Origin of the sequence: Catenulispora sp. GP43 (genome assembly GCF_041260665.1) — a bacterium.
In the GTDB taxonomy this organism is placed as follows: domain Bacteria; phylum Actinomycetota; class Actinomycetes; order Streptomycetales; family Catenulisporaceae; genus Catenulispora.
The window spans coordinates 232,152-255,540 of sequence record NZ_JBGCCT010000007.1 but is presented as its reverse complement, the minus strand read 5'-3'; the positions used below and the strand labels follow the sequence as shown (position 1 = coordinate 255,540).

Below are 23,389 nucleotides of genomic sequence, written 5' to 3'. Positions count from 1 at the left end.
CGTCCAACTTACGCAGATTTCGGGGAGTTCGTCGGTATTTGTAGTCCATGAGGATTGCCGCACGCGGGGACCGGGAGAGGAAATGACGCGCATTCGGGTTCGTGTCCAGGGAGTCGTGCAGGGTGTGGGCTTTCGGCCGTTCGTGTACGGCCTGGCGTGTCGCCTGCGGCTCGGCGGGTTCGTCGGCAACGACGGACTGGGAGTGCTGATCGAGGCCGAGGGCGAGCCCGCGGCGCTGGACCGTTTGGTGGAGGCGCTGACCGGCCAGGCGCCGCCGCTGGCCCGGGTCGAGCAGGTCCGGGTCGAGCCGATCGCCGCGGTCGGCCAGACCGGCTTCTCGATCTCGGCCAGCGGCACAAGCGGGCCGCGCACCGTCCTGGTGGCCCCGGACACCGCCACGTGCGCGGACTGTCTGGCGGAGATGGCCGACCCGGCCGACCGGCGCCACGGGTACGCGTTCACCAACTGCACCAACTGCGGGCCGCGCTTCACCATCGTGCGAGAGCTGCCCTACGACCGGCCCGGGACGACCATGGCGGCGTTCACCTTGTGCGAGCGCTGCGATCGCGAGTACGCCGATCCGCTGGACCGGCGCTTCCATGCGCAGCCGGTGTGCTGCCCGGACTGCGGGCCGCGCCTGGAGCTGCGGACCGCCGACGGCTCGGTGCTGCCGGGCGACCCGGTGGCGCGCGCCGCCGGCCTGCTCGCCGACGGCTCCATCGTGGCGATCAAGGGTCTGGGCGGCTACCACCTCGCCGTCGCGGCGGGGAACGAAAACGCTGTCAGGGCTCTACGACAGCGCAAGCACCGCGAGGAACGCCCTTTGGCGCTCATGGTCGCCGACCTGGAGGCGGCCCGGCGGCTGTGCGAGGTGGACGGCGTCGAGGAGGAGTTCCTGCTCGATCCCGCGCGGCCGATCGTGGTGCTGGAGCGCCGACCGGGCGCGGAGGTCGCGGCGTCGGTCGCTCCGCGCCAGCGGAGCCTGGGCATCATGCTGCCGTACACGCCGCTGCATCATCTGCTGGCCGCGGCCCATCCCGGTCCGCTGGTGATGACCAGCGGCAACCTGTCGGACGAGCCGATCGCGCACCGCGACGACGACGCGTTCAAGCGCCTGTCCGGGGTCGCGGACGCCTTCCTGACCCACGACCGGGAGATCCACACCCGCGTCGACGACTCGGTGCTGCGCGCCGACCGTGGCGGGCCGCTGCCGATCCGGCGCTCGCGCGGCTTCGCCCCGGCGCCGCTGACGCTGCCGTGGGAGTTCCCGCGCCACGTCCTGGCCTGCGGACCCGAACTGAAGAACACGTTCTGCCTGGCGCGCGACCGGCACGCGTTCGTCTCCCACCACATCGGCGATCTGGAGAACCACGAGACGCTGCAGTCCTTCACCGAGGGCGTCGAGCACTTCAGCCGCCTGTTCTCCGTCACCCCGCAGGTGGTCGTGCACGATCTGCATCCGGAGTACCTGTCGACCAAATACGCGCTCGACTACGCGGACGTTGAGCTGGTCGCCGTCCAGCATCACCATGCGCACATCGCCTCCTGCCTGGCCGACAACGGCACGGACGAGCCGGTGATCGGAGTCGCGTTCGACGGTCTGGGCATGGGAGAGGACGGCACGCTGTGGGGCGGCGAATTCCTCGTCGCCGACCTGGTGGACTTCACCCGCGCCGGGCATCTGGCGGCCGTTCCCATGCCCGGCGGCGCAAGCGCCGTCCGCGAACCCTGGCGGATGGGCGCGGCCTACCTGGACGCCGCGTACGGCACCGAATGGCCGGACATCGCGCCGGTGCGGGATTTGCTGGCGCGGCAAGGCGGCCGGCTGGAGCAGGTCGTGGCGGCGGCGCGCGCCGGCCTGAACGCGCCGCGCACCTCCAGCGCCGGACGGCTGTTCGACGCGGCGGCGGCGTTGGCCGGCGTGCGCGACACCGTGTCCTACGAGGGGCAGGCGGCGATCGAGTTCGAGCAGTTGGCCGACCGTTCCGAGCCGGGGTGCTATGTCGCGCGGGTCGAGCCCGGGACGTCGGGGAGCCCGCTGGTGGTCCACGGCTCGGATCTGGTGGACGCGGTCGCGGCGGAGGTGCACGCCGGGGTCGCGACACCGCTCGTCTCGGCCCGTTTCCACAACGGGCTGGCGGCGATCGTGACCGAGGTCTGCGAACTCATCCGGCGCGATGCCCGTTTGGACACGGTGGCGCTGTCCGGCGGCGTCTTCCAGAACACGGTGCTGGCCGAGCGCTGCGTCAGCGGGCTGGAGGCGGCGGGATTCGGGGTCCTGACCCACCGCCGCGTGCCGCCGAACGACGGCGGGATCAGTCTCGGTCAGGCCGCGGTGTGCGGGGCGCGGGACCGGCGCTGGTGAGGCGGCAGCTCGCGCTGAACTTGTTCCCACAGAACGTGATACAGCGTCGTCTGTACCTCCTGGATGCGGTGCACGGAGGAGGACGGGACGGCGAACAGGTGGTCCACCAGGCCCGGCTCGGCCATCTTGCCGCCGCCGTAGCCGGCGAAGCCGACCGTGGTCATCCCGCTCTTGCGGGCGGCGGCCAGCGCGGCCAGGACGTTGGCCGAGCCGCCGCTGGTCGACACCGCGACCGCCAGGTCCCCGGGGCGGCCGACGGCTTGCAGCTGCCGGGCGAACACGACGTCGAAGCTGACGTCGTTGGACAGGGCGGTGACCACCGCGGTGTCGTTGGTCAGGCAGAGCGCGGGCAGGGCGGTGGTGCTGGTACCGGCACCGGTGCTGGCGCCGGTGCCGGCACCTGAGCCCGGCCCCGGGCCCGGGTCGAGGAATGTGTGGACGATGTCCTGCGCGTCGGAGCTGCTGCCGCCGTTGCCGAAGGCCAGCAGCGTCGCGCCCTGGCTGAAGCCCTGGGCCAAGGCGGAGGCACACGCGGCGAGCGAGCCGGCTTCGGCCTGACCCACGGCCCGGCGCAGGGCCACGATCTCGGCGATCTTCGCCCGGGCCGAGGCCGCCACCTCGGCGGTCAGCGCTTCCAGCGATGCCGTGCCCGAATACAGGAACGGGTAGAGCTCGCCGATGCCGCCCGCCGCCTCGGTAGTGGGAGCTCCGGCGCGGGCGCCGGAGTCCAGCGCGTGCGGCTGCTCCAGGTAGGCGTGGGTCAGTTCCCACAGCAGGTGGTAGAGCGTGACGTGGCCTTCCTTGACCACGCGGTGGTCGTCGGAGCGGACCACGAAGCGGTGGTCGGCGAGTCCGTGCTCGGCGATGCGGCCGCCGTCGCCGCCGATGAGCGCGACGGTGGTCATGCCGGCGGCGCGCGCGGCGGCCAGGCCTTGCACGACGGCGGGGCTGTCACCGTCCCCGCAGACGCCGACGGCGATGTCCTGGGCCCGTCCCAGCACCCTGAGCTGATGGGCGAACACCGCGTCCGGGCCGAGCGTCTGCGCCAGGCCGCTCACCGTGGCCGAGTCCGCGGCCAGCGAGAACGCCGGCAGTGCACGCTTGCCCACGATCACCGGGTGCATGAACTCCACCGAGACGTGCTGGGCGTCGGTGGCGGCGGTCCCGGTGCCGAACACCAGCAGCCGTCCGCCGGCCCGGAAGGCACGCGCCACGGCCAGACAGGCCTCGGCGATGGCGTCGGCGTCATCGGCCAGGCGCTCGATCGGGGCGACGCGGCGGTCGAGGGCTTCGAGCACGGCGGGATCCGGCGGTTCGCTGGTCATGGATCAAAACGTAACAATCGGCGCGATCGGCGCGGGCACGCCACGCCCTGGGCCGGCCACGCCCTGGGCCGGCGGCGCCCTGGGCCGGCAACGCCCCGGATCAGCCACGCACTGGATCAGCCGTGCCCGACGCCGGCCGTCGCCCGAAGTCAGCCATCACCCGACCTCAGCCGCGCCGGTGGCCGACCGGCCGCAGATCCCTGATCTGCCGTTTCGACAGCCGCACTGTGATCCCCGCGTCGTCCATGCCCCGGACCAGCGCCATCGGGATCGCGACGCGCCGGCGCCACCACAGGTGGCCGGCGTCGACGAGGATGTATTCCAGGCGCTTGTCGCGCGGGCGCACCATCACGCCGGCCACCAGGCCGAGTTCGCCGTCGATGACGTGCACTCCGGTGCCCTCGTGGACCCGCACTTCGCCCGGCGGGACCCGGGTCTCGGTCTCCACCTGCGGCGTGGGCCCCGGGAACGGAGCCGGGGCGCCGACGCTCGGCGTGGGCATACCGGGGCCCGGGCCCTCGGCCGGCCAGGTGGAGATCCCGTCGTGATGACGCCGGTGCATCTCGTCGTCGACGGAGTCGGCCGCTTCGGCCGGCTCGACGTAGGTGACGGTGGCCGCCTCGGCGCTGTCGAACTGGTCCTGGGAACAGTCCAGCGCCAGGCCGTCGGCGGTGGCGTGCGCCTGGCGCGCGGGGATGAGCCGCGGTTCTCCCTGCGGGTACGAATCCACGATCAGATGAGCGAGTCTGGCTTTCGCCGGCACGACCGTCACCGCGCTCAGCCGGCCGCAGGCCTTCGCTTCACAGAAGACCTCGTCGCCGATCTCGAAGTTCTCGTCGCGCATGAGCCGTTCTCCTTAGGCCGTGCGTGTGCCCGGGGCGGGTACCGATAAACGCCACTTGCGGTGCGCATGGTGCGGCCGGTACCCGATTGGCGCCCAGGTCCCGGAATCGCCGACCTCAGACGCGCCGGAGCGTTTAAACGACCCATAAGAGGCGTACCCCACGGATCAGGAGACAAAGAGATGACAACCACTTTGACCTTTCCGGGTGTACGCCTGCATCCCGTACGCGATCCCGTACGCGGCGAACGGGCGCGGTTGAACGTCGTGGTGCTGTCGACCTACCCGCCGAGGCAGTGCGGCATCGGCGTGTTCGCCGCGGACCTGTGCAAGAGCCTTGACGATGTCGCACCGGACCTGGACGTGTCGGTGTGCGCGGTGGACCACGAAGGGCTCCGCTACGACCGGGAAGTGGCCTGGGTGCTGGACCAGCGTGATCCGGCGGCCTATCGCCGAACGGCCGCGGACCTGGCGGCGGCGGGCGCCGACGCGGTGCTGATCCAGCACGAGTTCGGCATCTACGGCGGCCGGGACGGGGCCCTGATCGCCTCCTTCGCCGCGGAACTGTCGGCGGCCGGGGTGCCCTACCTGGTCACGCTGCACACCGTGCCCGCCGCGCCGACCCGCGGCCAGGCCGACGTGCTGCGGCGGCTTTGTCGCGGCGCCGCAGCGGTCACCGTCCTGTCCCCCACCGCCCGGCGGCTGGCCGGGGCCGCGGGGATCGGGGCAGGGTGGTGCGAGACCATCGCCCACGGCGTCCCGGAAGCGCTGCACCAGCCGGCGCGCGGGCCGTCGCAGGCATCCGTCCGGCCCGAGCTCGCCAGGATCCTGCGGGAGCTCGCGCACCGCACCGTGCTGAGCACGTTCGGCCTGCTGTCCCCGGACAAGGGACTGGACACGGCGATCGCCGCGGTCGCCGATCTGGCCCGCGACCTGCCCGACCTGTGCTACGTCATCGCCGGCGCCACGCATCCCGAGATCGTCCGGCGGTACGGCGAGAGCTACCGGGACAACCTCGGCAAGCTGGTGGCCGAACTGGACGCCGCCGACCACGTCCGCTTCCTGGACTCCTTCCTCACCAGCACCGAACTGGCGCAGCTGCTGGCCCACACCACGGTGTTCCTGACGCCCTACCGCTCCCGCGACCAGGTCAGCTCCGGCGCGCTGGCGTACGCGCTGGCCGCCGGCCGCCCGGTGGTGTCGACGTCGTTCTTCTACACCGAGGACATGCTCGCCGGCGGAGCCGGGCTGCTGGCCGAGCCCGGCGACGCCGGGGCGTACGCGGCGGCGCTGCGCCGCATGCTCACCGAGCCCGGACGCCTGGCGCGCGCCGAGCGTGCCGCCGAGGCGGCCGGCACCGGGCTGCTGTGGCCGGTGGTCGCGCACCGGGTCGCCGAGGTGATCCGGACCGCGGTCGGCAGGAAGCGCCCGGAGCGGCTGCCCATCCCCTACCAGCGGTGAGCTCTGCTCTGTGACAACGTAGAAGCTGGAGGTACGCCATGAGCACGGGACCCGTAGAGCCCACCGGGCCGGTCGACCCGGAGGCGTACAACGCGGCCGAGGACCTGGACCAGCTCGAAGCCGACGATTCCCAGGTCGGCGGGGGTGATCCCGGCGATCCGGGCTACTCGCCGCCGGAGCGCCCCCTGGGGATGCGCACCGAGCTGACGTTCGGCGACCGGCTGGAGGAAGAGGAGCCGGACCCCGATACCGACGCCGACTGGGACGGGATCGGCGACACCCGCGACACCGACGGCGAGCTGATGGACGACCAGGTCGGCGACGAGCGCGCGGGCCGCCTGGTCTCGCCGGACGAGGACCGGGCCGTCGAGGCCGAACCGGACATGGTCGCCCGGGACGTGGGCATCGACGGCGCCGCCGCCTCGGCCGAGGAGGCGGCCATGCACGTCGTGGACGTGGAGGAGCGGCCCTGAGGACGGGCCTGGCGGCCGGTTGCCCGACCGTGTCAGCCCGCGTCCTCGGTGTGGAAGTCCTTGGTCCGGATGAGGACCGCGGCCAGCACCGCGGCGACGAAGCACGTGACGGCACCGACCAGCAGGATCTCGTTCAGCCCGGTGGTGAAGGCCCCGCGGGCGATCAGCGTGAGCTGACCGCGCTGCTCCGGCGGTGTCGTGGCGAACAGGGTCTTGGCGTCTCCGTTGCGCAGAGCCGTGGAGATGTCGGCGCTGTGCGCGGCCAGCGGGGTCCGGGCCGACAGCTCGGTCACCGCCGAGGTGAGGCGGTTGGCGAACAGCGTGCCCAGCAGCGCGATACCGGTGGCGATCCCGACCTGCCGGAACGTGGAGTTGATCCCGGAGGCCATGCCGGCCCGGCGCGGTTCGACGACGCCGACCGCGGTGGAGGCCAGCGGCGGGTTGACCAGGCCCACGCCGACGCCGCCGATGACGAGGCCGGGGATCAGGTGGGTCCAGGTCGAGGTGGCGCCCAGCCCGCGCATCAGCAGCAGCCCGACGCCGATCAGCGCCAGGCCCGGCCCGATCAGGGCGCGGATCGGGACCTTGACGCTCAGCCGGCCGGACACCGCGCTGGCCACGAGCATGCCGCCGGACAGCACGAGCAGGCGCACGCCGGTCTGCAGGGCGCTGTAGCCCAGCACGTCCTGCAGGTACAGCACGAGGTACAGCAGCATCGAGAACATCCCGGCCGACATCGCGAACGCGGTGATGTCGCCGCCGACGAACGTGGGCAGCCGGAACAGGCCCAGGTCGAACATCGGATGCCGGCTGCGCCTCTCGACGGCCACGAACACGACGAGCAGCACCGCCGAGCCGGCGAAGCACGCCAGCACCTTGGCGTCGGAGAAGCCGACACGGCCGGATTCGATGAGGCCGTACACCAGGGCGGCCAGCGCGGCCGAGAACGTCACGAAGCCGGCCCAGTCCGGCCGCCGGGCCTGCTTCTCCCGCGACTCGGCCACCCGCAGCGCGGTCAGCACCAGCGCCACGATCCCGACCGGGACGTTCACGAAGAAGATCCAGCGCCAGGACAGCCCGGAGACCAGCACCCCGCCGACCACCGGCCCGACCGCCACCGCGATCCCGGTCAGCGCGCCCCACACCCCGAAGGCGACACCGCGGTCCTTGCCGCGGAACGCCGTGGCCAGCAGCGCCAGCGACACCGAGAACATCGCCGCCCCGCCGACCCCTTGCGCACCACGGGACAACTCCAGCATCAGCGGGGACTGCGCGGCTCCGCACAGCACCGAGGCCCCGGTGAACAGCGCCAGGCCGATCAGGTACAGCCGGCGCCGTCCGAACTGGTCGGCGAGGGATCCGGTGGTCAGCAGCAGCGCGGCGAGCGTCAGCGCGTAGGCGTCCACCACCCACTGCACGTCGGAGAACGAGGCCCCCAGCGAACTCTGGATCTGCGGCAGCGCCACGTTGACGATCGTGATGTCCAGCAGAAGCATGAGGGTGCCCAGGCAGACCGCGGTCAGGGTCCACCACTTCGGGCCGGACGCCTGCCGGTCCTGTGTCTCACTCATGGTCTGCGGCATATAGCTCCCGACCTCCCATCATCCCGGCTCCGCTGTGATCGCGCATGCTTCCGCGTGCTGTGGGTACGCGGACGCCCCGGCGCGGGCCGGATCGGAGGAGGTGCTGGATGGTGACGAGCAAACCGGTGGCTTTCGTGCTCGGCGGCGGCGGGCCGCTGGGGGCCTACGAAGTGGGGATGCTCAAAGCCCTGATAGAGCGGGACATCCGCCCGGACCTGGTCCTAGGCTCCTCCGTCGGCGCGCTCAACGGCGCGGCGATCGCCGCCGATCCGCAGCCGGAGGCCGTGACGCGTCTGGAGAGCCTGTGGGTCTCGCTGCGGGAGCGCGGCGTGTTCGCGGACAACCTGTTCGCCCAGATGGGGACCGCGCTGCGCAGCCGGACGCACCTGTTCTCCAACGCGGCGCTGCGCGGGCTGCTGGAGCGCGAGTTCGGGCACCGGCTGATCGAGGACCTGGAAGTCCCCTTCGCCTGCGTCGCCGCCTCGATCGAGCGGGCCGCGGAGCACTGGTTCACCTCCGGCCCGCTGGTCCAGGCGGTGCTGGCGTCCTCGGCGGTGCCCGGCCTGCTGCCGCCGGTCCCAATCGGCGGAGAACACTTCCTGGACGGCGGGCTGGTGGACAGCGTCCCGGTCGGCCGGGCGCTGGCCTCGGGAGCCGGCACCATCTACGTGCTGCACGTCGGGCGGATCGACCAGCCGCTGCGTCCCCCGCGCACGCCGCGCGAGGTGGCCGTGGTCGCCTTCGAGATCGCCCGGCGGCACCGGCTGGTGCACGCGCTGAGCAACCCGGTGGACGGGGTCGAGGTGCACGTGCTGCCCACGGGGGCGCCGGGCGGGACCACCGATCTGCGGCCCCGCTACGGACGGCGCGGCCTGGGCCTGGTCGAGGAGCGCATCGAGCGCGCGCATCAGGCTTCTTCGGCCTATCTCGTGAAGCACGCGTCATGACCGGGGCGGCGCGCGGTTTCGGACGCCGGACGGCGGGTGTGCTTCTGGTGCTGGTCGTGGCGGTCGTGGTGCTGCCGATCGCGCTCTTGTGCGCGGTGTTCACCGCGCTCACCTCGCCGCTGCATCTGCGCGTCGGGCGGGTCCGGCGGGTCGTGGCGGTCGCGGCGGTGTATTCGGTCACTGAGATCGTCGGTCTGGCCCGCGCGGCATGGCAGCGGGTTCGCTTCGTCCTCGACCGCGACGACGTTCGGGATCGGCGCTCGCGCGTCCGGTCGCTGACCGCATCGCTGAGCGCACTGCGAGCGGCGGCACGCCGCTACGGACGGCTCCAGGTCAAGCTCGCGCGCCCGACCACGCATGACCCTGATTCAGCATCGCACGGCCCTGGCACGCTGACGCTCCCCGCCGGACCGCTGATCGTCTGCGGCCGCCACGGCGGCGTCGGCGGGGCATTCCTGCTGGCGCAGATCCTGCTCGCCGACTTCGGGCGTCTCCCCCGGGTGGTGCTGAAGCAGACCCTGGCCTGGGACCCGCTGATCGACACGCTCCTCAGCCGCATCCCGCACGCCTTCATCGACCCCCAGCCCGGCGACCAGGGCGCCACCGCCGCCCGCATCGGCGTCCTGGCCGAGGGCATGGACGCCGACGACGCCCTGCTGATCTTCCCCGAGGGCGGCAACTTCACGCCCCGGCGCCGCATCCGCGCCATCCACCGACTGCGCCGCCGCGGCCTGGCCAAGGCCGCCTCGCACGCCGAGCAGCTCCGCCACGTCCTGCCGCCCCACCCCGACGGCCTGTTCTCCGCCCTCGATGCGGCACCGGACGCGGACGTGGTCTTCGTGGCGCACACCGGACTGGAGCACGTGCAGTCGGCCGCCGACATGTGGCGCGCGCTGCCCCTGCGCCTACCGGTGGTGTTCACGTGGTGGACGGTGCCGGCCGCGGAGATACCGCGCGAGGAGGAGGCACGGGTCCGCTGGCTGGAGGAAAACTGGTCGCGGATCGACGGTTGGGTGGCGGCTTCACGCGGGACGGGGAGTCTGACCGCGTCGTGAATGCGTGAATTGCGATGAACGGGTTATAAGGGATACCCAGATAGGAGGGACGACTATGACAACGCAGGGCAAGCTGAAGCACACCACGCGAACAGCCAGCGGCAAGGTCAAGGAAATCGTCGGCCGCGCCGTCGGCAACAGACGGATGACGTCTCGAGGCAAGACCGAACAACTGACGGCGCGGATCAAGCACACCACCGGAAAGGGCATGGCCACGCTCCGACACAGGGGCAGGGCCGCCAAGGGCCGGACTCAGGAAATCATCGGCTCGGCGAGTGGGAACAACCACATGACCATGCGGGGGAAGCTGAGCAAGGCCTCCGCGCGGATCTCCGAGAAATTCAACAAGTAATCAATCCGCCGACTCTTGCTCGACCCGCTGCTCCATCCGCTCATACGAGTGGTAGACCCGTGCGTCCTCATCGGTGAACGGCGGCGGGAACATGCTGCGGGGCCACAGCCGCCTGACCCGGACCACGTCGGCCTCCACCGCGTACACCGTGAGCCGCGCCTGCAGATACAGCCAGGCCAGCAGGCCGAGGACGACCCCGAACACGCCGTAGAGCGACGAGGAATCGCGCAACTGGTGCGCGACGATCAGGCCGCCGGTGATCTGCAGGATCTGCCACACCACGCCGGCCAGCGCCGCCGCCAGCCACTGGTCGCGCCAGCCGATCTCGCTGGCCGTCGCCAGGTGGAAGGCCAGCCAGAACAGGCCCACGTTGACGATCAGCGACAGCGCCACCGAGGCCACCTGGACGCCGACGCCGAACGCCCCCTGGCCGCCCCAGGCGCCGATGCCGGACAGGAAGGTCGTGGCCAGCACGCCGAGGCCGAGGACCGCGATGATGCCGTAGCTGCGCAGCCAGTTGTGCGGGAAGCCGGGCCGGCGCGTGTAGGGCACGGCCCAGAGTTTGTTCAGCGCGTACTGGGTCGCGTCGGCCAGGCCCCTGGCGCCCAGCAGCGAGCCGATGATGCCGACGGCCAGTCCCAGGCCGCTGCGGCCGATGCCGTTGACGTTCGTCCTCAGCTGCTGCCCGATCACCGGGAAGTCGGCCAGGGCCGAGTTCAGGACCCGGTGTTGCAGCTCCGGGTTGCCGTGCAGGAGCAGGCCCAGCACCGTCACCAGAACCAGCAGCAGCGGGAACAGCGACACGAAGGCGAAGAAGGTCAGCAGGGCGCACAGATAGCCGGCCTGGTCGTCGCTGAACTTCTTCCACACCGCGATCGGATAGGCCAGCGCCGGGTGACGTTGCTGGAACCGGTCGATCCTGCGCAGGAGCGGTTGGAGATCCGGCATGGGTGTCCTCCCGCCGAGGTGAGACCACGTGGCCGCTTCGGAATGCTCCGGGTATCCGCTGATCTGCGGTCTAAACAGCAGGTTGTGTACGCCATGTGGGTTAACGCACCGTGCACGCTATAGTGGTGCCGTAGCACCGGCGGTGGGGCCCGCCGCATAACCGCCATCACTTTTGGCCAACGGTCCCTACTCAAATTGCGATGTCGGCATACTGCCGTCATCCCGCGACGAGTAGGAGCGCGCCCCGTGAGCCCCGATGCCTCCCTGAAGCCGGCTGACGGCCTGCCCACCGATCCGGATGTGGCAGAACCCTCCCCCGGGCCGCGCCGGTCCCGTACGCCGCGGCGGGTCCTGGCCGCGATCGCAGCCGGCGGCGCCCTGGGCGGCCCTGTGCGCTACGGCCTGGGCCTGGCGTTCCCGACCGCACCGCACACCTTCCCGGCCACCACGTTCGCGATCAACGTCACCGGGTCGTTCGTGCTGGCCCTGCTGATGGTGCTGATCCTCGACGTGTGGCCGCCGAACGCGTACGTGCGCCCCTTCTTCTGCGTCGGGTTCCTCGGCGCCTACACCACGTTCTCCACGTGGATGGTCGACACCGACCGGCTGATCTCGGCCGGGGCGTACGGGACCGCGGCGGTGAACGTGCTGCTCAGTCTGGCCGCCGGGATCGCGGCGACCAGCCTGGGGCTGAGCGTGGGCCGGGGCTTGGCCGCCTGGCGGATCAAGCGCGGCGGGGGCGGGGGTTCCGACGCCGACGCCTCGTCCGCAGAGCCGGCATCGGCGACGGCGACGGCGACGGCGACGTCAGCATCGTCGGCGCCCGCCGAGATCGGAGGACGGCTATGAAGCTGTCCGGCCCCTCGCGCCGCCTGAGCATCTTCATCAGCGAGACCGACCAGTACCGGCGCGTCCCGCTCTACCACGAGATCGTCACCCGGGCGAAGAAGGCCAGGCTGGCCGGGGCCAGCGTCTTCCGCGGCATCGAGGGCTTCGGCGCCAGCTCGCGCATCCACACCACGCGGATCCTGGCGCTGTCCTACGTGGGGCGGTCCTCGTGATCACGCTGCTCGCCGTCTCGGCCGCCTCCGCGCTCGGCGCCCCGGCCCGCTACCTGCTGGACCGGGCGATCGCCGCCCGCCGCGGCTCCGCGCTGCCGCTGGGCACCATGGCCATCAACCTCACCGGCGCCTTCCTGCTCGGCCTGCTGACCGGCCTCGCGGCGCACCACGGCCTGCCGAAGACCGCCGTGCTGGTGCTCGGCACCGGATTCTGCGGCGCCTACACCACTTTCTCGACGTTCTCCTACGAGACCATACGCCTGGTCGAGGACGGCTCGATCGCCGAGGCCGGCAGCAACGTCGCGGTCAGCCTGGTCGCCGGGATGGGGACGGCGGCACTCGGACTCGGCCTCGCCCTGCTGCTGTGAGCCGCATCAGAGCTCGATGACACTCAGCACTCGATGACACTCAGAGCTCGACCACGCCCGTGCCGAGATGCCGTCCGCCGATGGTGTCGAGAACGAATCGAGCGTCCGCAGGCGGCTGGCGGCCCTGTCGGCTGGCCGGTGTGCGGGAGGTCCAGAGCGCACCAGTACTACGGACCGTAAAACATGCGGGGTCCGCGGTATCGAGTCCTTTGTAAGAGGTCTGATATACGGACGCGCCGCACGGACGCGGGCCAACGTGAAGGCCTGATAAAGACTTTTGAGGGTATGTCCCAATCGCCGTTGACCTCCCAAGTGCGCAGCGCTAACTTGCCTACTCGAGGCCTCAGGGACCGACCGTTCGGTCAGCACTACGCACCGTAGTATCCGTCACCAGAGCACGGCCTAGCACCACGGCACGGCCGGATCGGGCGTACCCGTACGACGCCATCTGCAGATCCCCCCGGGCTGCCACACCCCTACCGCAGGTGGCCGCACAGGTTCTTTGCCACCTCCCCACGCTTCGAGAGGGGAACCACCCCAGTGAGAATCAGCTCACGTCTGCGCGCGTTCGCGGGCCTGGCGACAGCCGTCGCCATGGGCAGCGCGCTCGCGATCGGCTCCGCGTCGGGGGCCACCGCCTCCGCCGCGCAGTCCTCGTCCTCGGTCGCGTCGGCGACCACCGCGATGATCGCCGCCGAGGCCGCGGGTTCGGCGCACGCCTCGCAGCCGGCCCTCACGGCCGCGAACCAGAGCTCGGCGCACGCCTGTCCCGCTGTGATAGTGGTCGGGCACCAGTCCTGCTTCGCCCTGAAGCGGAACGCGGTGCAGCCCTCGGCCGTCACCCCGAACGCCATCCCGTCCGGGGTCGGCTACGGGCCCTCGCAGCTGCAGTCGGCCTACAACCTGACCTCGGCCTCGGCCTCGAACGGCGCCGGGCGCACCATCGCCCTGGTCGACGCCTACGACGACGCCAACGCCGCGTCCGACCTGGCGGCCTACCGCTCGGCGGCCGGCCTGCCCGCGGGCACCTTCTCCAAGGTGAACCAGAGCGGCGCGGCCTCCCCGCTGCCCTCGGCCCCGCCGGCCGGCGACGACTGGACCCTGGAGGAGTCGCTGGACCTGGACATGGCCTCCGCGATCTGCCCGCTGTGCAAGATCGTGCTGGTCGAGGCGAACGACGACTCCAGCGACGGCCTGTACGTCGCGCAGAACACGGCAGCGAGCCTGGCCGGCTATATCTCCAACTCCTGGGGCGGCTCGGAGTCCTCGACCGAGAGCTCGATGGACTCGCAGTACTTCACCCACGCCTCCGGCATCGTGACCACCGTGTCCGCCGGTGACTCGGACTACGGCGTCAGCTACCCGGCGACCTCGCCCAACGTGGTGTCGGTCGGCGGCACGAACCTGGCGACGGCCTCCAACAGCCGCGGCTGGACGGAGTCCGTCTGGAACACCTCCACCGGCTCGGAGGGCACCGGCTCGGGCTGCTCGGCCTACGAGGCGGAGCCGTCCTGGCAGACCGCGCTGAACCTCCCGTCGGGCTGCTCCAAGCGCATCGACAACGACGTCGCCGCCGACGCCGACCCGGCCACCGGCGTCGCCGTCTACGACACCTCCAACGGCAACACCGGCTGGAACGAGGTCGGCGGCACGTCGGCGTCCTCCCCGATGGTCGCCGCGATGTACGCCCTGGCCGGCAACGCCGGCGCCACCCCGGCGCAGGACGTCTACCAGCACACCAGCAACTTCTACGACGTCACCTCCGGCAACGACGGCAGCTGCACCCCCAGCTACCTGTGCACCGCCGGCACCGGCTACGACGGCCCCACCGGCATCGGCACCCCGAACGGCATCACCGGCCTGCAGACCGGCGGCGGCGGGACCGAGACCGTCTCGGTGACCAACCCGGGCACCCAGACCTCGACGCAGAACACCGCGATCAGCACCCTGCAGATCTCGGCGACGGACTCCGCGGGCAAGTCGCTGACGTACTCGGCCACCGGCCTGCCGGCCGGCCTGTCGATCAGCAGCTCCGGCGCCATCACCGGCACCCCGACCGGCACCGGCTCCTCCTCCGTGACCGTCACCGCCTCCTCGGGCACCGCCTCGGGGTCGACCTCCTTCACCTGGACGGTGAACCCGCAGGGCGGGACCGAGACGGTCACCGTCAACAACCCCGGCACCCAGACCTCGACCCAGGGCACCGCGATCAGCACCCTGCAGATCTCCGGCTCGGACTCCGCCGGCAAGTCGCTGACCTACTCGGCCACCGGCCTGCCGGCCGGCCTGTCGATCAGCAGCTCCGGCGCCATCACCGGCACCCCGACCGGCACCGGCACCTCCAGCGTCACGGTGACGGCGTCCTCGGGCACCGCCTCGGGCTCGACCACCTTCTCCTGGACCGTCAACCCGTCCGGCGGCGGCGGATGCACCGCGACCCAACTGCTGGGCAACCCCGGCTTCGAGACCGGTAGCGCCTCCCCGTGGACCGCGACCGCCGGCGTCATCAACAACGACACCACCTCCGAGCCGGCCCACTCCGGCAGCTACGACGCCTGGCTCGACGGCTACGGCACCACCCACACCGACACCCTCGCGCAGAAGGTGAGCATCTCGTCCACCTGCAAGACGGCGAACTTCGCCTTCTGGCTGCACATCGACACCGCCGAAACCACGACCAGCACCGCCTACGACAAGCTGTCGGTGCAGGTCCTGAACTCCTCCGGCACCGTCCTGGGCACCCTGGCCACCTACTCCAACCTCAACCACAACACCGGCTACACCCAGCACTCCTTCAGCCTGGCCAGCTACATCGGCCAGACCGTCACCCTGAAGTTCACCGGCAGCGAGGATGTCTCGCTGCAGACGTCGTTCGTCGTGGATGACACGGCACTGAACGTCAACTAGCGGGTGGCTGAGTCAGCACCTGACTGACTGAGCTGCGGGTGGCGGACCTTCCCTCGGTCCGCCACCCGTGGCATGTGCGGAGGCGGTTGGGGTCCCGACCCTTCAGCCACCCACCACCCGCTCGTCCAAGGAAACCCCCGGCAGAATGTTGATCCGACTCGTATCGAACACGCTCCGGCTCGTCGTCTTCTCCCCGATCTCCACCGAAGCGAACAGGAACCGCAGCACCGCCCGCCGCCGCGCCTCCGGCAGCCGCGACCACGCCTCGCCCGCCTCCGGCCCGGTGACCACGCCGTCCAGTACATTCGCGCTCTGCGTCTCGACCCGGCCGTGCCCGGTGCGGAACTGGTCCGGGCGACCAGGCGCCCCGACCGGCCCGCGCCGGACCGTCACCGGGAGGTCCGAGGGCGCCGGGGTCGCGCCGGTGTTCTGCAACAGGTCGATCGCCGCCTGCTGGACGTACCGCTCCAGCGACTTGGCGGCTATGTAGCGGTTGCAGCGGTTGGGCTGCGGCTTGTTCTTCGAGGGGCACGCGTACATCCGGTAGTCGCCCACGATCGAGCCCACCATGTGGTCGCGGCAGCGCTCGCACACCACGAGGCCGGTCAGCAGGTAGTCCGCGCGCGGCCTGTTGTCGGTGGCCGCGGTGCGGGCCGCGCGCTCGGCCTGGGCCCGCTGCCAGTCCTCGATGCCGACGCAGGGCTCCCAGACCGCCTGGCGCAGGCCGTCGATCGACTCGACGCCGCCCTGGAACACGCGCAGGCCCGCGTAGCGCGGGGCGACCAGGATCCGGGTGACGCCGCCGGTGGTCCAACTGGCGCCGGTCACGGTCGGGATGGCGCGGGCGTTCAGGTCGCCGGCGATGGCGCGCAGGCTGTCGCCGGCCAGGTAGCGCGCGTAGATCTCGCGGATCGTACGGGCCTCGTCCTCGATCAGCGGGTCCATGCCGGGTCCGTAGCCGTACGCCCGGCGGCCGCCGCCGTGGGGCCGGCCGTCGTCAGCGTTCTGACGCCGCAACTTCTGCACCGTCTTCGACAGCGAGGCGGCCTTCCCCGCGTGCTGGCGCGCCTGGGTCAGCGCCGCCTCGCGGCCGCCGGGATCGGCCAGATCCAGCGCGTCGCCCATCGAGTACAGATCCACGCCGTGCTCCTGCGCGGCGATCAGCAACTCGACCGCGTCGGCCGCCCGGTGGCGCACCAGCATCGCCGGTTTGATCACCACCAAAGCCGCCACGCGACCACTACGCAGAGCCGTAAGCAGCCTCGCCCACCCCGGCCGGGCACCGCCCGGATTCCACACCGCGCGGCGCTGGTCGGCGAACACCAGGTGCGCCGGCACCGTGATCCCGATCGACGCCGCGTACTTGCGTCCCTGCCGTTCCTGCACGTCGACGGGAGTCTGATCATCGTCGCCCCGCCTCGGAACACAACAGTAGAACGCTCCTACGGCACCAGCCTCGTCCAGCAAAGCCATGCAGCCAAGCTACTACCGCACCTAGTAGATAATGAAGTCACAAGACCCACGACAATCCTGCGCGACTCGTTTACGCTGCCAGTCGTGGCTCTGCGGCAGTTCGGTGAATTGGAAGCTCAAGTGATGGACCGCGTATGGCGGTACAAGCGACCGGTGCTGGTCCGCGAGGTCCTCTCCGACCTGAACACGGACCGGGAACTCGCCTACACCACGGTGCTGACCGTCATGGAGAAGCTGCGCCGCAAAGGCTGGCTCCGCCGCCAGCGCACCGGCCGGGCGTACGCCTACGAGGCGGTCGGCTCGCGCGAGTTCTACACGGCGCGCCTGATGTGCGACGCCCTGGCCACCAGTGACAACCAGACGGTCTCGTTCGTCCACTTCCTGGAGCAGCTCTCCACCGAGGAGTCGCATGCGCTGCGCACGGCGCTGGAGGTCCGTCAGCTTCCTGAGTAACAGGCGACCATTCTTCAGACGGCACCACGCGGCGGGGGGGGGGGGGGGGTGGGGGGGGGCCCCCCCCCCCGGGGGGGGGGGGGGGGGGGGGGCCCCCCCCCCCCCCCCCCCCCCTCGCGGGGCCCGCGCCCGCGCCCGGCCGGGCGGGGGCGCGGCGGGCGGGGGGGGGGGGGCCCCCCCCCCGGCCGGGGGGGGCGCCGCCCCCCCCCCCCCCCCCCCCCCCCCCCCCCCCCCGCGTCCGTCGTTCAGCGCGTCGCTGCCTTCTCCCGGTGGGCCCGGGCGGCGTCGATCGTGGGCAGGTATCCCTGGGCCGCGATCACTGTGGCCCCGGCGGCGTACCCTTCCGGATCGTCCGGGGCGACCGTCGCCAAACCGTCGACGTAGCGGTTGTACATACAGAACGCGGCGGCGATCAGCACAGTGTCGTGAATCTCCTCGTCGCCGGCCCCGGCGGCGCGAGCGCGCTCCACCAGGTCGGAGGTGACCTCGCGCCCGCTCCGCTGGACCGCGGCCGCGATGTCCAGCAGGGCTTTGAGTTTGTCGCTGATCGGGGCCGCGTCGAGGTCGGCGCGGATGGTCGGCAGGTCCAGGCCCTCGGGGAGTTGGGCCGCGGTGAAGGCGGCGTGGCTGGAGGAGCAGAACTTGCATTCGTTAAGCGTGGAGACGTGCGTGGCGATCAGTTCGCGTTCCCAGCGCTCCAGGGAGTTGGGGCCGCGCAACAGGATCTCGGCCAGTTCGCTCAACGGCGCGGCGGTCTCCGGCCGATAGTAGAACAGCGACCGGATGCCCGGCTCGTCGTTGCCCAGGTCTATGTGCGGCACCGCTACACCCCCAACTGCTCGGCGGCCAGCGCGGTGCCGTCGACGCGGGCGCGGACCTTCGCGAAGGCGGTCTGCCGGGACGTGGAGGTGTCGTCGGCGAACGGCGAGAAGCCGCAGTCGTCGCAGGTGCCCAGGCGGTCGGCCGGGATGTGCCGTGCGGCGGTGAGAATCCGGTCCCTGACCTCCTCCGGCGTCTCCACCCGGGGGTCGATCGGGTCGGTGACGCCCACGAACACGCGGGCCTGCTCCGGCAGGTGCTCGGCGACCGTGGCCAGCACCCGGTCGGGATCGGCCTCGCTGGCCAGCTGGATGTAGAACGAGCCGGCGTTGAGACGGAACAGCTGGGGCAGGAGCCCGGCGTAGTCGACGTCGAGGCTGTGCGTGGAGTCCTGGTCGCCGCCGGGGCAGGTGTGGACGCCGATCTTGGCCCGCTCGGCGTCGCTGAACCGGTCGAGCACGCGGTTGTTGAGCGCGATGAAGTCCTCCAGCACTCCCCCGCTGGGGTCGAGCTTGAGCGAGAGCCGGCCCTCGGTGAAGTCGAGCTGCACGCTGTGCGCGCCGGCGTCCAAACAGCCGCGGATGTCGGCCTCGGCCTGGTCAACGAGGTCGGCGAGAAACTGCTCGCGCGGATAGCCGTCGATCCCCTGGGCCGGGTAGAGCAGGCTCAGCGCCGAGGGGGCGATCACGGCCTGCTTGACCGGGACGCCGGCGTGCTTCAGCGCCTGCTTCAGGTAGCCGGCGGCGTGCTGCTGGTAGCGGAACGGTCCGGAGGTCAGGTGCGGCAGCTGCCGCTGGTGGCCGTCGGCGAAGGGGATGACGACACCATCCGGGCTCAGATGGTCGAACCCGGCGATCGGATAGGTGGCGAAGCTCGGCTTCCCCTGCTCGCCGTCGGTGACCACCGGCGATCCGGCGGCCTCCAGGGTCTTGATGGTGACGGCGACCGCCTGGTCGACGGCCTCGGCCAGGCCCTGCGCGTCCAGCCTTCCGTCTTCGTGGGCTGACATGGCGGCCAGGAGTTCGGCGGAGCGCGGAATACTGCCGATCGGCTCAGTGGGAATGGGCATAAGCGAAAACGTAGGGACGCCGTACCACGCCGTCAATAACCCAAAGTGATGAATCAGCTACCTAGAGCTCAACTCCAGGGTATGCGACCGCCGAGCCCGGACGGACGCGAGGGGAGTCCGGGCTCGGCGAATCAGATAACTGATTTCTACCGCGTAGAGCAGTCCTTGTCGTGCTCCGCCTGCTGGCTCTTCGTGAAGAACTCGGTACCGTTGTGAGTTGAGCACCAGTAGTAGACGCCATCGTGCGACGGCGCCAGAGCCGCCTCGATCATGGCGTCCGAGGTGACGGCCACCGGCGTCGGAGGCAGGCCGTGGTGCGGCGCGTAGGTCGAGTACGGGTTGTTCGGGTCCTGCACCTGCTTCGCGGTCGGGAGCTGGCCGGCCGGGAGATGGCCGATGTAGTACAGCGCCGTGGAGTCGATTCCCAAGTAGTCGTCGGCCTTCAGGCGCGAGTACACGCCCTCGGCCACGTGCGCGCCGTCGGGCAGGATGGGGTTCGGGAGCTCGCCCTGGGCGATCGAGGCGACGGTCAGGACCTGCTCCGGCGTGCACTTGGCGGTGCCGCAGTCCAAGAACCCGGCCTGCATCACGAAATTGATGCTCTTCAGGAAGTCCATCCGGTTGGCGACCATCTGCCGCAGGATGCTCTGCGGGGTGTCGGAGGCGGCGATCGTGTACGTGCCCGGCTCCAGCATCCCCTCGACCGTGAACTTGTGGGTGGTCGAGTCGACAGACCACGCCGGCAGCCCGATCGTGTTGTCCGCGACGGCCGTGTCGAAGTCGGCCTGCCTCCACTTGCGCTTGTCGATCAGGCTGGCGATGACGTCCTTCGCGTACTCGTTCGGGGTCACGACGATCTGCGAGGCGTTCGAAAGGTTCGACGTCCTCGACAGTTGCGCCACCGCGTTCGAGCCCGACATCCGCGGACAGATCACATAAGTGCCAGGCGGGATGTCGGTCCAGTTCTGATCCTGCTTCACCGCGTCGAGATACGCCTGCGCGCTCTTGACCACGCCGGCGTTGACCAACGCGTCCGCGATCTGCTGGCTGGTCGCGCCGTGCGGGACGTCGACCGGCACCTTCTCGTTGCTCGGGCAGTCGTTCCCAGCGGTGTAGTCGATGGCCGAGGTGTCGCCTGTGCCCGTGGTGTGGCCGGCGCCGGGGGTTTTGACGGCGCTGACGCCGACGCCGACGCCCTGGGAGGGCGAGTTCCCGGGATACAGCCCGAACACCGCGCCCCCGGTCACCGCCAGCGCGGTGCTCGCCCCGAGCACCGTCCACCGCCGCTGCCTGGCCGCTTTCAGATGCCGCTTGGTGATCCCGACCGGATCGGTGTGGTCCGGGTACCGCGCCGCGCGGTTGTGAAGCATGCTGGAGACCTCTTCCTCGAACCCGCCGAGGCCTCCGGGTTCCTCGTCGATCATGGGTTACTCCTGTCTATCGTGTCGGGACGTCGGCCCGGGACTCGGACAGCGCCTCGCGCATCCGCACCAGTCCGCGCGAGGCCTGGCTCTTCACCGTGCCGAGCGACTTGCCCAGCAGCGCCGCGGTCTCGGCTTCCGAAAGATCCTCGTAGTAGCGCAGGACGACCACGGCTCGCATGCCCGCGGGCAGCGTGGCCAGGGCGCGCCACAGTTCGTCCTCGCGATCCACCGCGGCGTGGCCGTCGTGCTCGTCCGGCCGGTCCGGCGGCTCCCAGGCGACGTGCGTCCGGTGCCGGACCGCGCGCCGCCACCAGGAATTCGCGAGATTGACGATGATCCTGCGCACGTACACTTCGGGCTGGTCGGACCGCTCGATGCGGCGCCAGTTGCGATGGGCGCGGATCAGCGCGTCCTGGACGAAGTCCTCGGCATGGCCGTGATCCCCGGCGAGCAGATACGCGGTACGCACCAGATGCTGCCGGCGGCTCGCCACGAAATCCCAGAACTCCTGCTCCTCACGCTCGGTGAGCGCCATTCGGCGGCACCCCGCTCTCCTTCTCCTCGCCCCACGCACCGGCCGTCCCGGCACGTTCACTGGGTAGAGCCTCCGGCCGGCGCGGAAGTTGAGAGCCGCGGCCGGGTTCTTCCACAGCGCACAAGCGAGGTGGAGGCGCCCCGGCGGGTACGCCAGAATGGTGCCCGGCAAGCGGCAAGGACTTCGGCCTCCCCCGGTCCGGCACATCAGACTCCTGAGGAGACCCCATGACCACCTCCAAGGCGGCGGAACCGCGGCCGATGCGCGCCGACGCGCGACGGAACTACGAGCGGCTGCTGACCGCGGCGCGAGCGGCGTTCGCCGAGCACGGGGCCGATTTCTCGCTGGAGGACATCGCCCGGCGGGCCGGGGTGGGGATCGGGACGCTGTACCGGCACTTCCCGACCCGGGATCTGTTGGCCGACGCGGTGTTCTCCGAGGAGTACGAGAAGCTGACAGCGGTGGCGCGGGAGTTGGCCACGGCCGAGCCGCCGGGCGAGGCGCTCATGACGTGGCTGCACACGTTCATGGTGCACAACGCCGCCTCCCCCGGAATATTCAGGTCCTTGATGTACGCGCTCAAGAGCGACGAGACGACCAGGCTGCACGCCCGGCTGATGGAGCTGAAGGAGGCCGGGCGGTCGCTGACCGAGCGCGCCGTCGCGGCCGGGGAGGTGCGGGCCGACGCCGACTACTCGGACGTGGCGATGATCGTGTGCAGCGTGGCCCGGTCCGCGCAGGACGCGGGCTGGCCGCCGGAGCGGCGGGACCAGATGTTCGCCGTGATCCGGGACGGTCTGCGGCCGGTCGCCGGGCGCTAGCGTTTCAGGTCCCGCGCCATACACCGGGGAGCCGGGCGAACGGCGCTAACCTGGCTTTCATGGTCGATCGCGAGGTGTCCGACGCGGACCGGGCCGCTGCGCCGGCGCGCCTGCGCCGCATCGCGGTCCTGGTCCTGGAGGGCGCCAAGCCGCTGGACGTCGGCATCCCGGCGCAGGTGTTCACCACCCGCGCCAGCATGCCGTACGAGGTCCGGGTGTGCGGCGCGGCGCCGGGGCTGGTGGCCGGCGGCGACGGCCTGGCCTACCACGTGGCGCACGGCCTGGAGGCGCTGGCGTGGGCCGACATCGCCTTCATCCCCGGCTACCGCAATCCCGACCGGGACGAGCCGCCGCCGGCCGTCGTCGAGGCGCTGCTGGCCGCCCACCGCCGGGGCGCGCGGCTGGCCGCGATCTCCACCGGGGCCTTCGCGCTGGCGGCCACCGGCCTGCTGGACGGCCGGCGCGCCACGACGCACTGGCACTACACGCGCATCCTGGCCCGGCGGCACCCGGACATCCGCGTCGACGAGAACGTCCTGTTCGTCGACGAAGGCAGTGTCCTGACATCGGCCGGCGCGGCCTCGGGCATCGACCTGTGCCTGCACATCCTGCGCGGCGACCTCGGGGTGGCCGCGGCCAACCATGCGGCCCGGCGGCTGGTCGCGGCGCCCTACCGCAGCGGCGGCCAGGCGCAGTACGTGCCGCGCAGCGTGCCCGAGCCGCTGGGCGAGCGCTTCGCCGCCACCCGCGAATGGGCTCTGCACCGGCTCGGCGATCCCCTGAGCCTGGAGACCCTCGCCGAGCACGCGGCGGTGTCCCCGCGCACGTTCTCGCGGCGCTTCATCGAGGACACCGGCTACACCCCGATGCAGTGGGTCACCCGGGCGCGCGTCGATCTGGCGCGCGAGCTGCTGGAACGGTCCCAGCGCAGCATCGAGCAGATCGCGGACGATGTGGGCCTCGGCACCGGAACGAATCTGCGCTCGCACTTCCAGCGCATCCTCGGCACGTCCCCGAGCGAATACCGGCGCACCTTCACCCGGGGCGAATAGTCCTGGCGCGATCCTTGCGAACAATGGCGCCCGCGCCACTGCCACGGCGCCGCGGCG

General features: G+C 71.3%; 21 protein-coding genes and 1 pseudogene. 13 read left to right on the top strand and 9 right to left on the bottom strand.

All coding sequences use genetic code 11. The features are described 5' to 3' along the window. Nucleotides 1-82: 82 nt before the first annotated feature. Nucleotides 83-2,365 (top strand): carbamoyltransferase HypF, encoded by a 2,283-nt coding sequence (hypF, locus tag ABH926_RS16935; protein WP_370366558.1) that lies wholly within the window; start codon nt 83-85, stop codon nt 2,363-2,365. On the opposite strand, the gene ABH926_RS16930 is transcribed toward hypF, so the two are convergent. After that, the gene (locus ABH926_RS16930; protein ID WP_370366556.1) at nt 2,326-3,690 is read right to left on the bottom strand and encodes an SIS domain-containing protein; all 1,365 of its coding nucleotides are present in this window, start codon (nt 3,688-3,690) and stop codon (nt 2,326-2,328) included. The genes hypF and ABH926_RS16930 overlap by 40 nt on opposite strands. A gap of 166 nt (nt 3,691-3,856) precedes the next feature. After that, nucleotides 3,857-4,534 (bottom strand): hypothetical protein, encoded by a 678-nt coding sequence (locus ABH926_RS16925; RefSeq protein WP_370366554.1) that lies wholly within the window; start codon nt 4,532-4,534, stop codon nt 3,857-3,859. Between the two features lie 180 nt (nt 4,535-4,714). Here ABH926_RS16925 and ABH926_RS16920 point away from each other — a divergent pair, with 180 nt between their 5' ends. Next, nucleotides 4,715-5,992, top strand: a complete 1,278-nt coding sequence (locus ABH926_RS16920) for a glycosyltransferase (RefSeq protein ID WP_370366553.1) — start codon at nt 4,715-4,717, stop codon at nt 5,990-5,992. Between the two features lie 38 nt (nt 5,993-6,030). Beyond that, complete coding sequence (locus ABH926_RS16915) at nt 6,031-6,465, top strand: DUF5709 domain-containing protein (protein ID WP_370366552.1); 435 nt, start codon at nt 6,031-6,033, stop codon at nt 6,463-6,465. Between the two features lie 32 nt (nt 6,466-6,497). Here ABH926_RS16915 and ABH926_RS16910 read toward each other — a convergent pair whose 3' ends face one another. Then, nucleotides 6,498-8,036: an MFS transporter gene (locus tag ABH926_RS16910; RefSeq protein ID WP_370366551.1), complete on the bottom strand. Its 1,539-nt coding sequence runs from the start codon at nt 8,034-8,036 to the stop codon at nt 6,498-6,500. 119 nt (nt 8,037-8,155) lie between these two features. Here ABH926_RS16910 and ABH926_RS16905 point away from each other — a divergent pair, with 119 nt between their 5' ends. The 3 genes from ABH926_RS16905 to ABH926_RS16895 are packed head-to-tail and all read left to right on the top strand — an operon-like array spanning nt 8,156 to nt 10,402. Continuing rightward, the gene (locus ABH926_RS16905; RefSeq protein WP_370366550.1) at nt 8,156-8,995 is read left to right on the top strand and encodes a patatin-like phospholipase family protein; all 840 of its coding nucleotides are present in this window, start codon (nt 8,156-8,158) and stop codon (nt 8,993-8,995) included. Further along, complete coding sequence (locus tag ABH926_RS16900; RefSeq protein WP_370366549.1) at nt 8,992-10,050, top strand: 1-acyl-sn-glycerol-3-phosphate acyltransferase; 1,059 nt, start codon at nt 8,992-8,994, stop codon at nt 10,048-10,050. The genes ABH926_RS16905 and ABH926_RS16900 overlap by 4 nt, the downstream gene beginning before the upstream one ends. A gap of 55 nt (nt 10,051-10,105) precedes the next feature. Further along, nucleotides 10,106-10,402, top strand: coding sequence for a hypothetical protein (locus tag ABH926_RS16895; protein ID WP_370366548.1), 297 nt, complete (start codon nt 10,106-10,108; stop codon nt 10,400-10,402). Here ABH926_RS16895 and ABH926_RS16890 read toward each other — a convergent pair whose 3' ends face one another. After that, entirely contained in the window at nt 10,403-11,350 is a 948-nt protein-coding gene (locus ABH926_RS16890) for a YihY/virulence factor BrkB family protein (protein WP_370366546.1), read from the bottom strand. Between the two features lie 246 nt (nt 11,351-11,596). Here ABH926_RS16890 and ABH926_RS16885 point away from each other — a divergent pair, with 246 nt between their 5' ends. From ABH926_RS16885 to ABH926_RS16870, 4 genes and pseudogenes are all read left to right on the top strand, one after another. Continuing rightward, nucleotides 11,597-12,199 carry a CrcB family protein gene (locus ABH926_RS16885; protein ID WP_370366545.1) on the top strand — a complete coding sequence of 201 codons (603 nt, stop codon included), beginning with the start codon at nt 11,597-11,599 and terminating at the stop codon, nt 12,197-12,199. Continuing rightward, nucleotides 12,196-12,390: pseudogene (locus ABH926_RS16880) on the top strand (DUF190 domain-containing protein); the annotation flags it as partial. The gene ABH926_RS16885 and the pseudogene ABH926_RS16880, both read left to right, overlap by 4 nt. 17 nt (nt 12,391-12,407) lie before the next feature. After that, on the top strand, nt 12,408-12,779 hold the full coding sequence (crcB, locus tag ABH926_RS16875) for a fluoride efflux transporter CrcB (RefSeq protein WP_370366543.1): 372 nt from the start codon (nt 12,408-12,410) through the stop codon (nt 12,777-12,779). Between the two features lie 540 nt (nt 12,780-13,319). Continuing rightward, nucleotides 13,320-15,686: a putative Ig domain-containing protein gene (locus tag ABH926_RS16870; RefSeq protein WP_370366542.1), complete on the top strand. Its 2,367-nt coding sequence runs from the start codon at nt 13,320-13,322 to the stop codon at nt 15,684-15,686. Nucleotides 15,687-15,788: 102 nt separating this feature from the next. Here the strand turns inward: ABH926_RS16870 and ABH926_RS16865 are convergent, their stop codons facing one another. Next, entirely contained in the window at nt 15,789-17,159 is a 1,371-nt protein-coding gene (locus tag ABH926_RS16865) for a recombinase family protein (RefSeq protein WP_370366541.1), read from the bottom strand. Between the two features lie 84 nt (nt 17,160-17,243). On the opposite strand from ABH926_RS16865, the gene ABH926_RS16860 reads away from it, so the two are divergent. Continuing rightward, nucleotides 17,244-17,612, top strand: a complete 369-nt coding sequence (locus ABH926_RS16860) for a BlaI/MecI/CopY family transcriptional regulator (protein WP_370366540.1) — start codon at nt 17,244-17,246, stop codon at nt 17,610-17,612. Nucleotides 17,613-17,857: 245 nt separating this feature from the next. On the opposite strand, the gene ABH926_RS16855 is transcribed toward ABH926_RS16860, so the two are convergent. From ABH926_RS16855 to ABH926_RS16840, 4 genes are all read right to left on the bottom strand, one after another. After that, entirely contained in the window at nt 17,858-18,433 is a 576-nt protein-coding gene (locus tag ABH926_RS16855; protein WP_370366539.1) for a carboxymuconolactone decarboxylase family protein, read from the bottom strand. Nucleotides 18,434-18,435: 2 nt separating this feature from the next. Next, the gene (locus ABH926_RS16850; protein WP_370366538.1) at nt 18,436-19,500 is read right to left on the bottom strand and encodes a cobalamin-independent methionine synthase II family protein; all 1,065 of its coding nucleotides are present in this window, start codon (nt 19,498-19,500) and stop codon (nt 18,436-18,438) included. Nucleotides 19,501-19,646: 146 nt separating this feature from the next. After that, on the bottom strand, nt 19,647-20,924 hold the full coding sequence (gene mltG, locus ABH926_RS16845) for an endolytic transglycosylase MltG (RefSeq protein WP_370366537.1): 1,278 nt from the start codon (nt 20,922-20,924) through the stop codon (nt 19,647-19,649). A gap of 13 nt (nt 20,925-20,937) precedes the next feature. Next, nucleotides 20,938-21,459, bottom strand: a complete 522-nt coding sequence (locus ABH926_RS16840) for a SigE family RNA polymerase sigma factor (protein ID WP_370366536.1) — start codon at nt 21,457-21,459, stop codon at nt 20,938-20,940. Between the two features lie 227 nt (nt 21,460-21,686). Here ABH926_RS16840 and ABH926_RS16835 point away from each other — a divergent pair, with 227 nt between their 5' ends. Next, complete coding sequence (locus tag ABH926_RS16835) at nt 21,687-22,280, top strand: TetR/AcrR family transcriptional regulator (RefSeq protein ID WP_370366535.1); 594 nt, start codon at nt 21,687-21,689, stop codon at nt 22,278-22,280. A gap of 59 nt (nt 22,281-22,339) precedes the next feature. Further along, a complete protein-coding gene (locus ABH926_RS16830) occupies nt 22,340-23,332 on the top strand; it encodes a GlxA family transcriptional regulator (RefSeq protein ID WP_370366534.1) in 993 nt (330 codons plus the stop codon). The last annotated feature ends 57 nt before the right edge of the window (nt 23,333-23,389 follow it).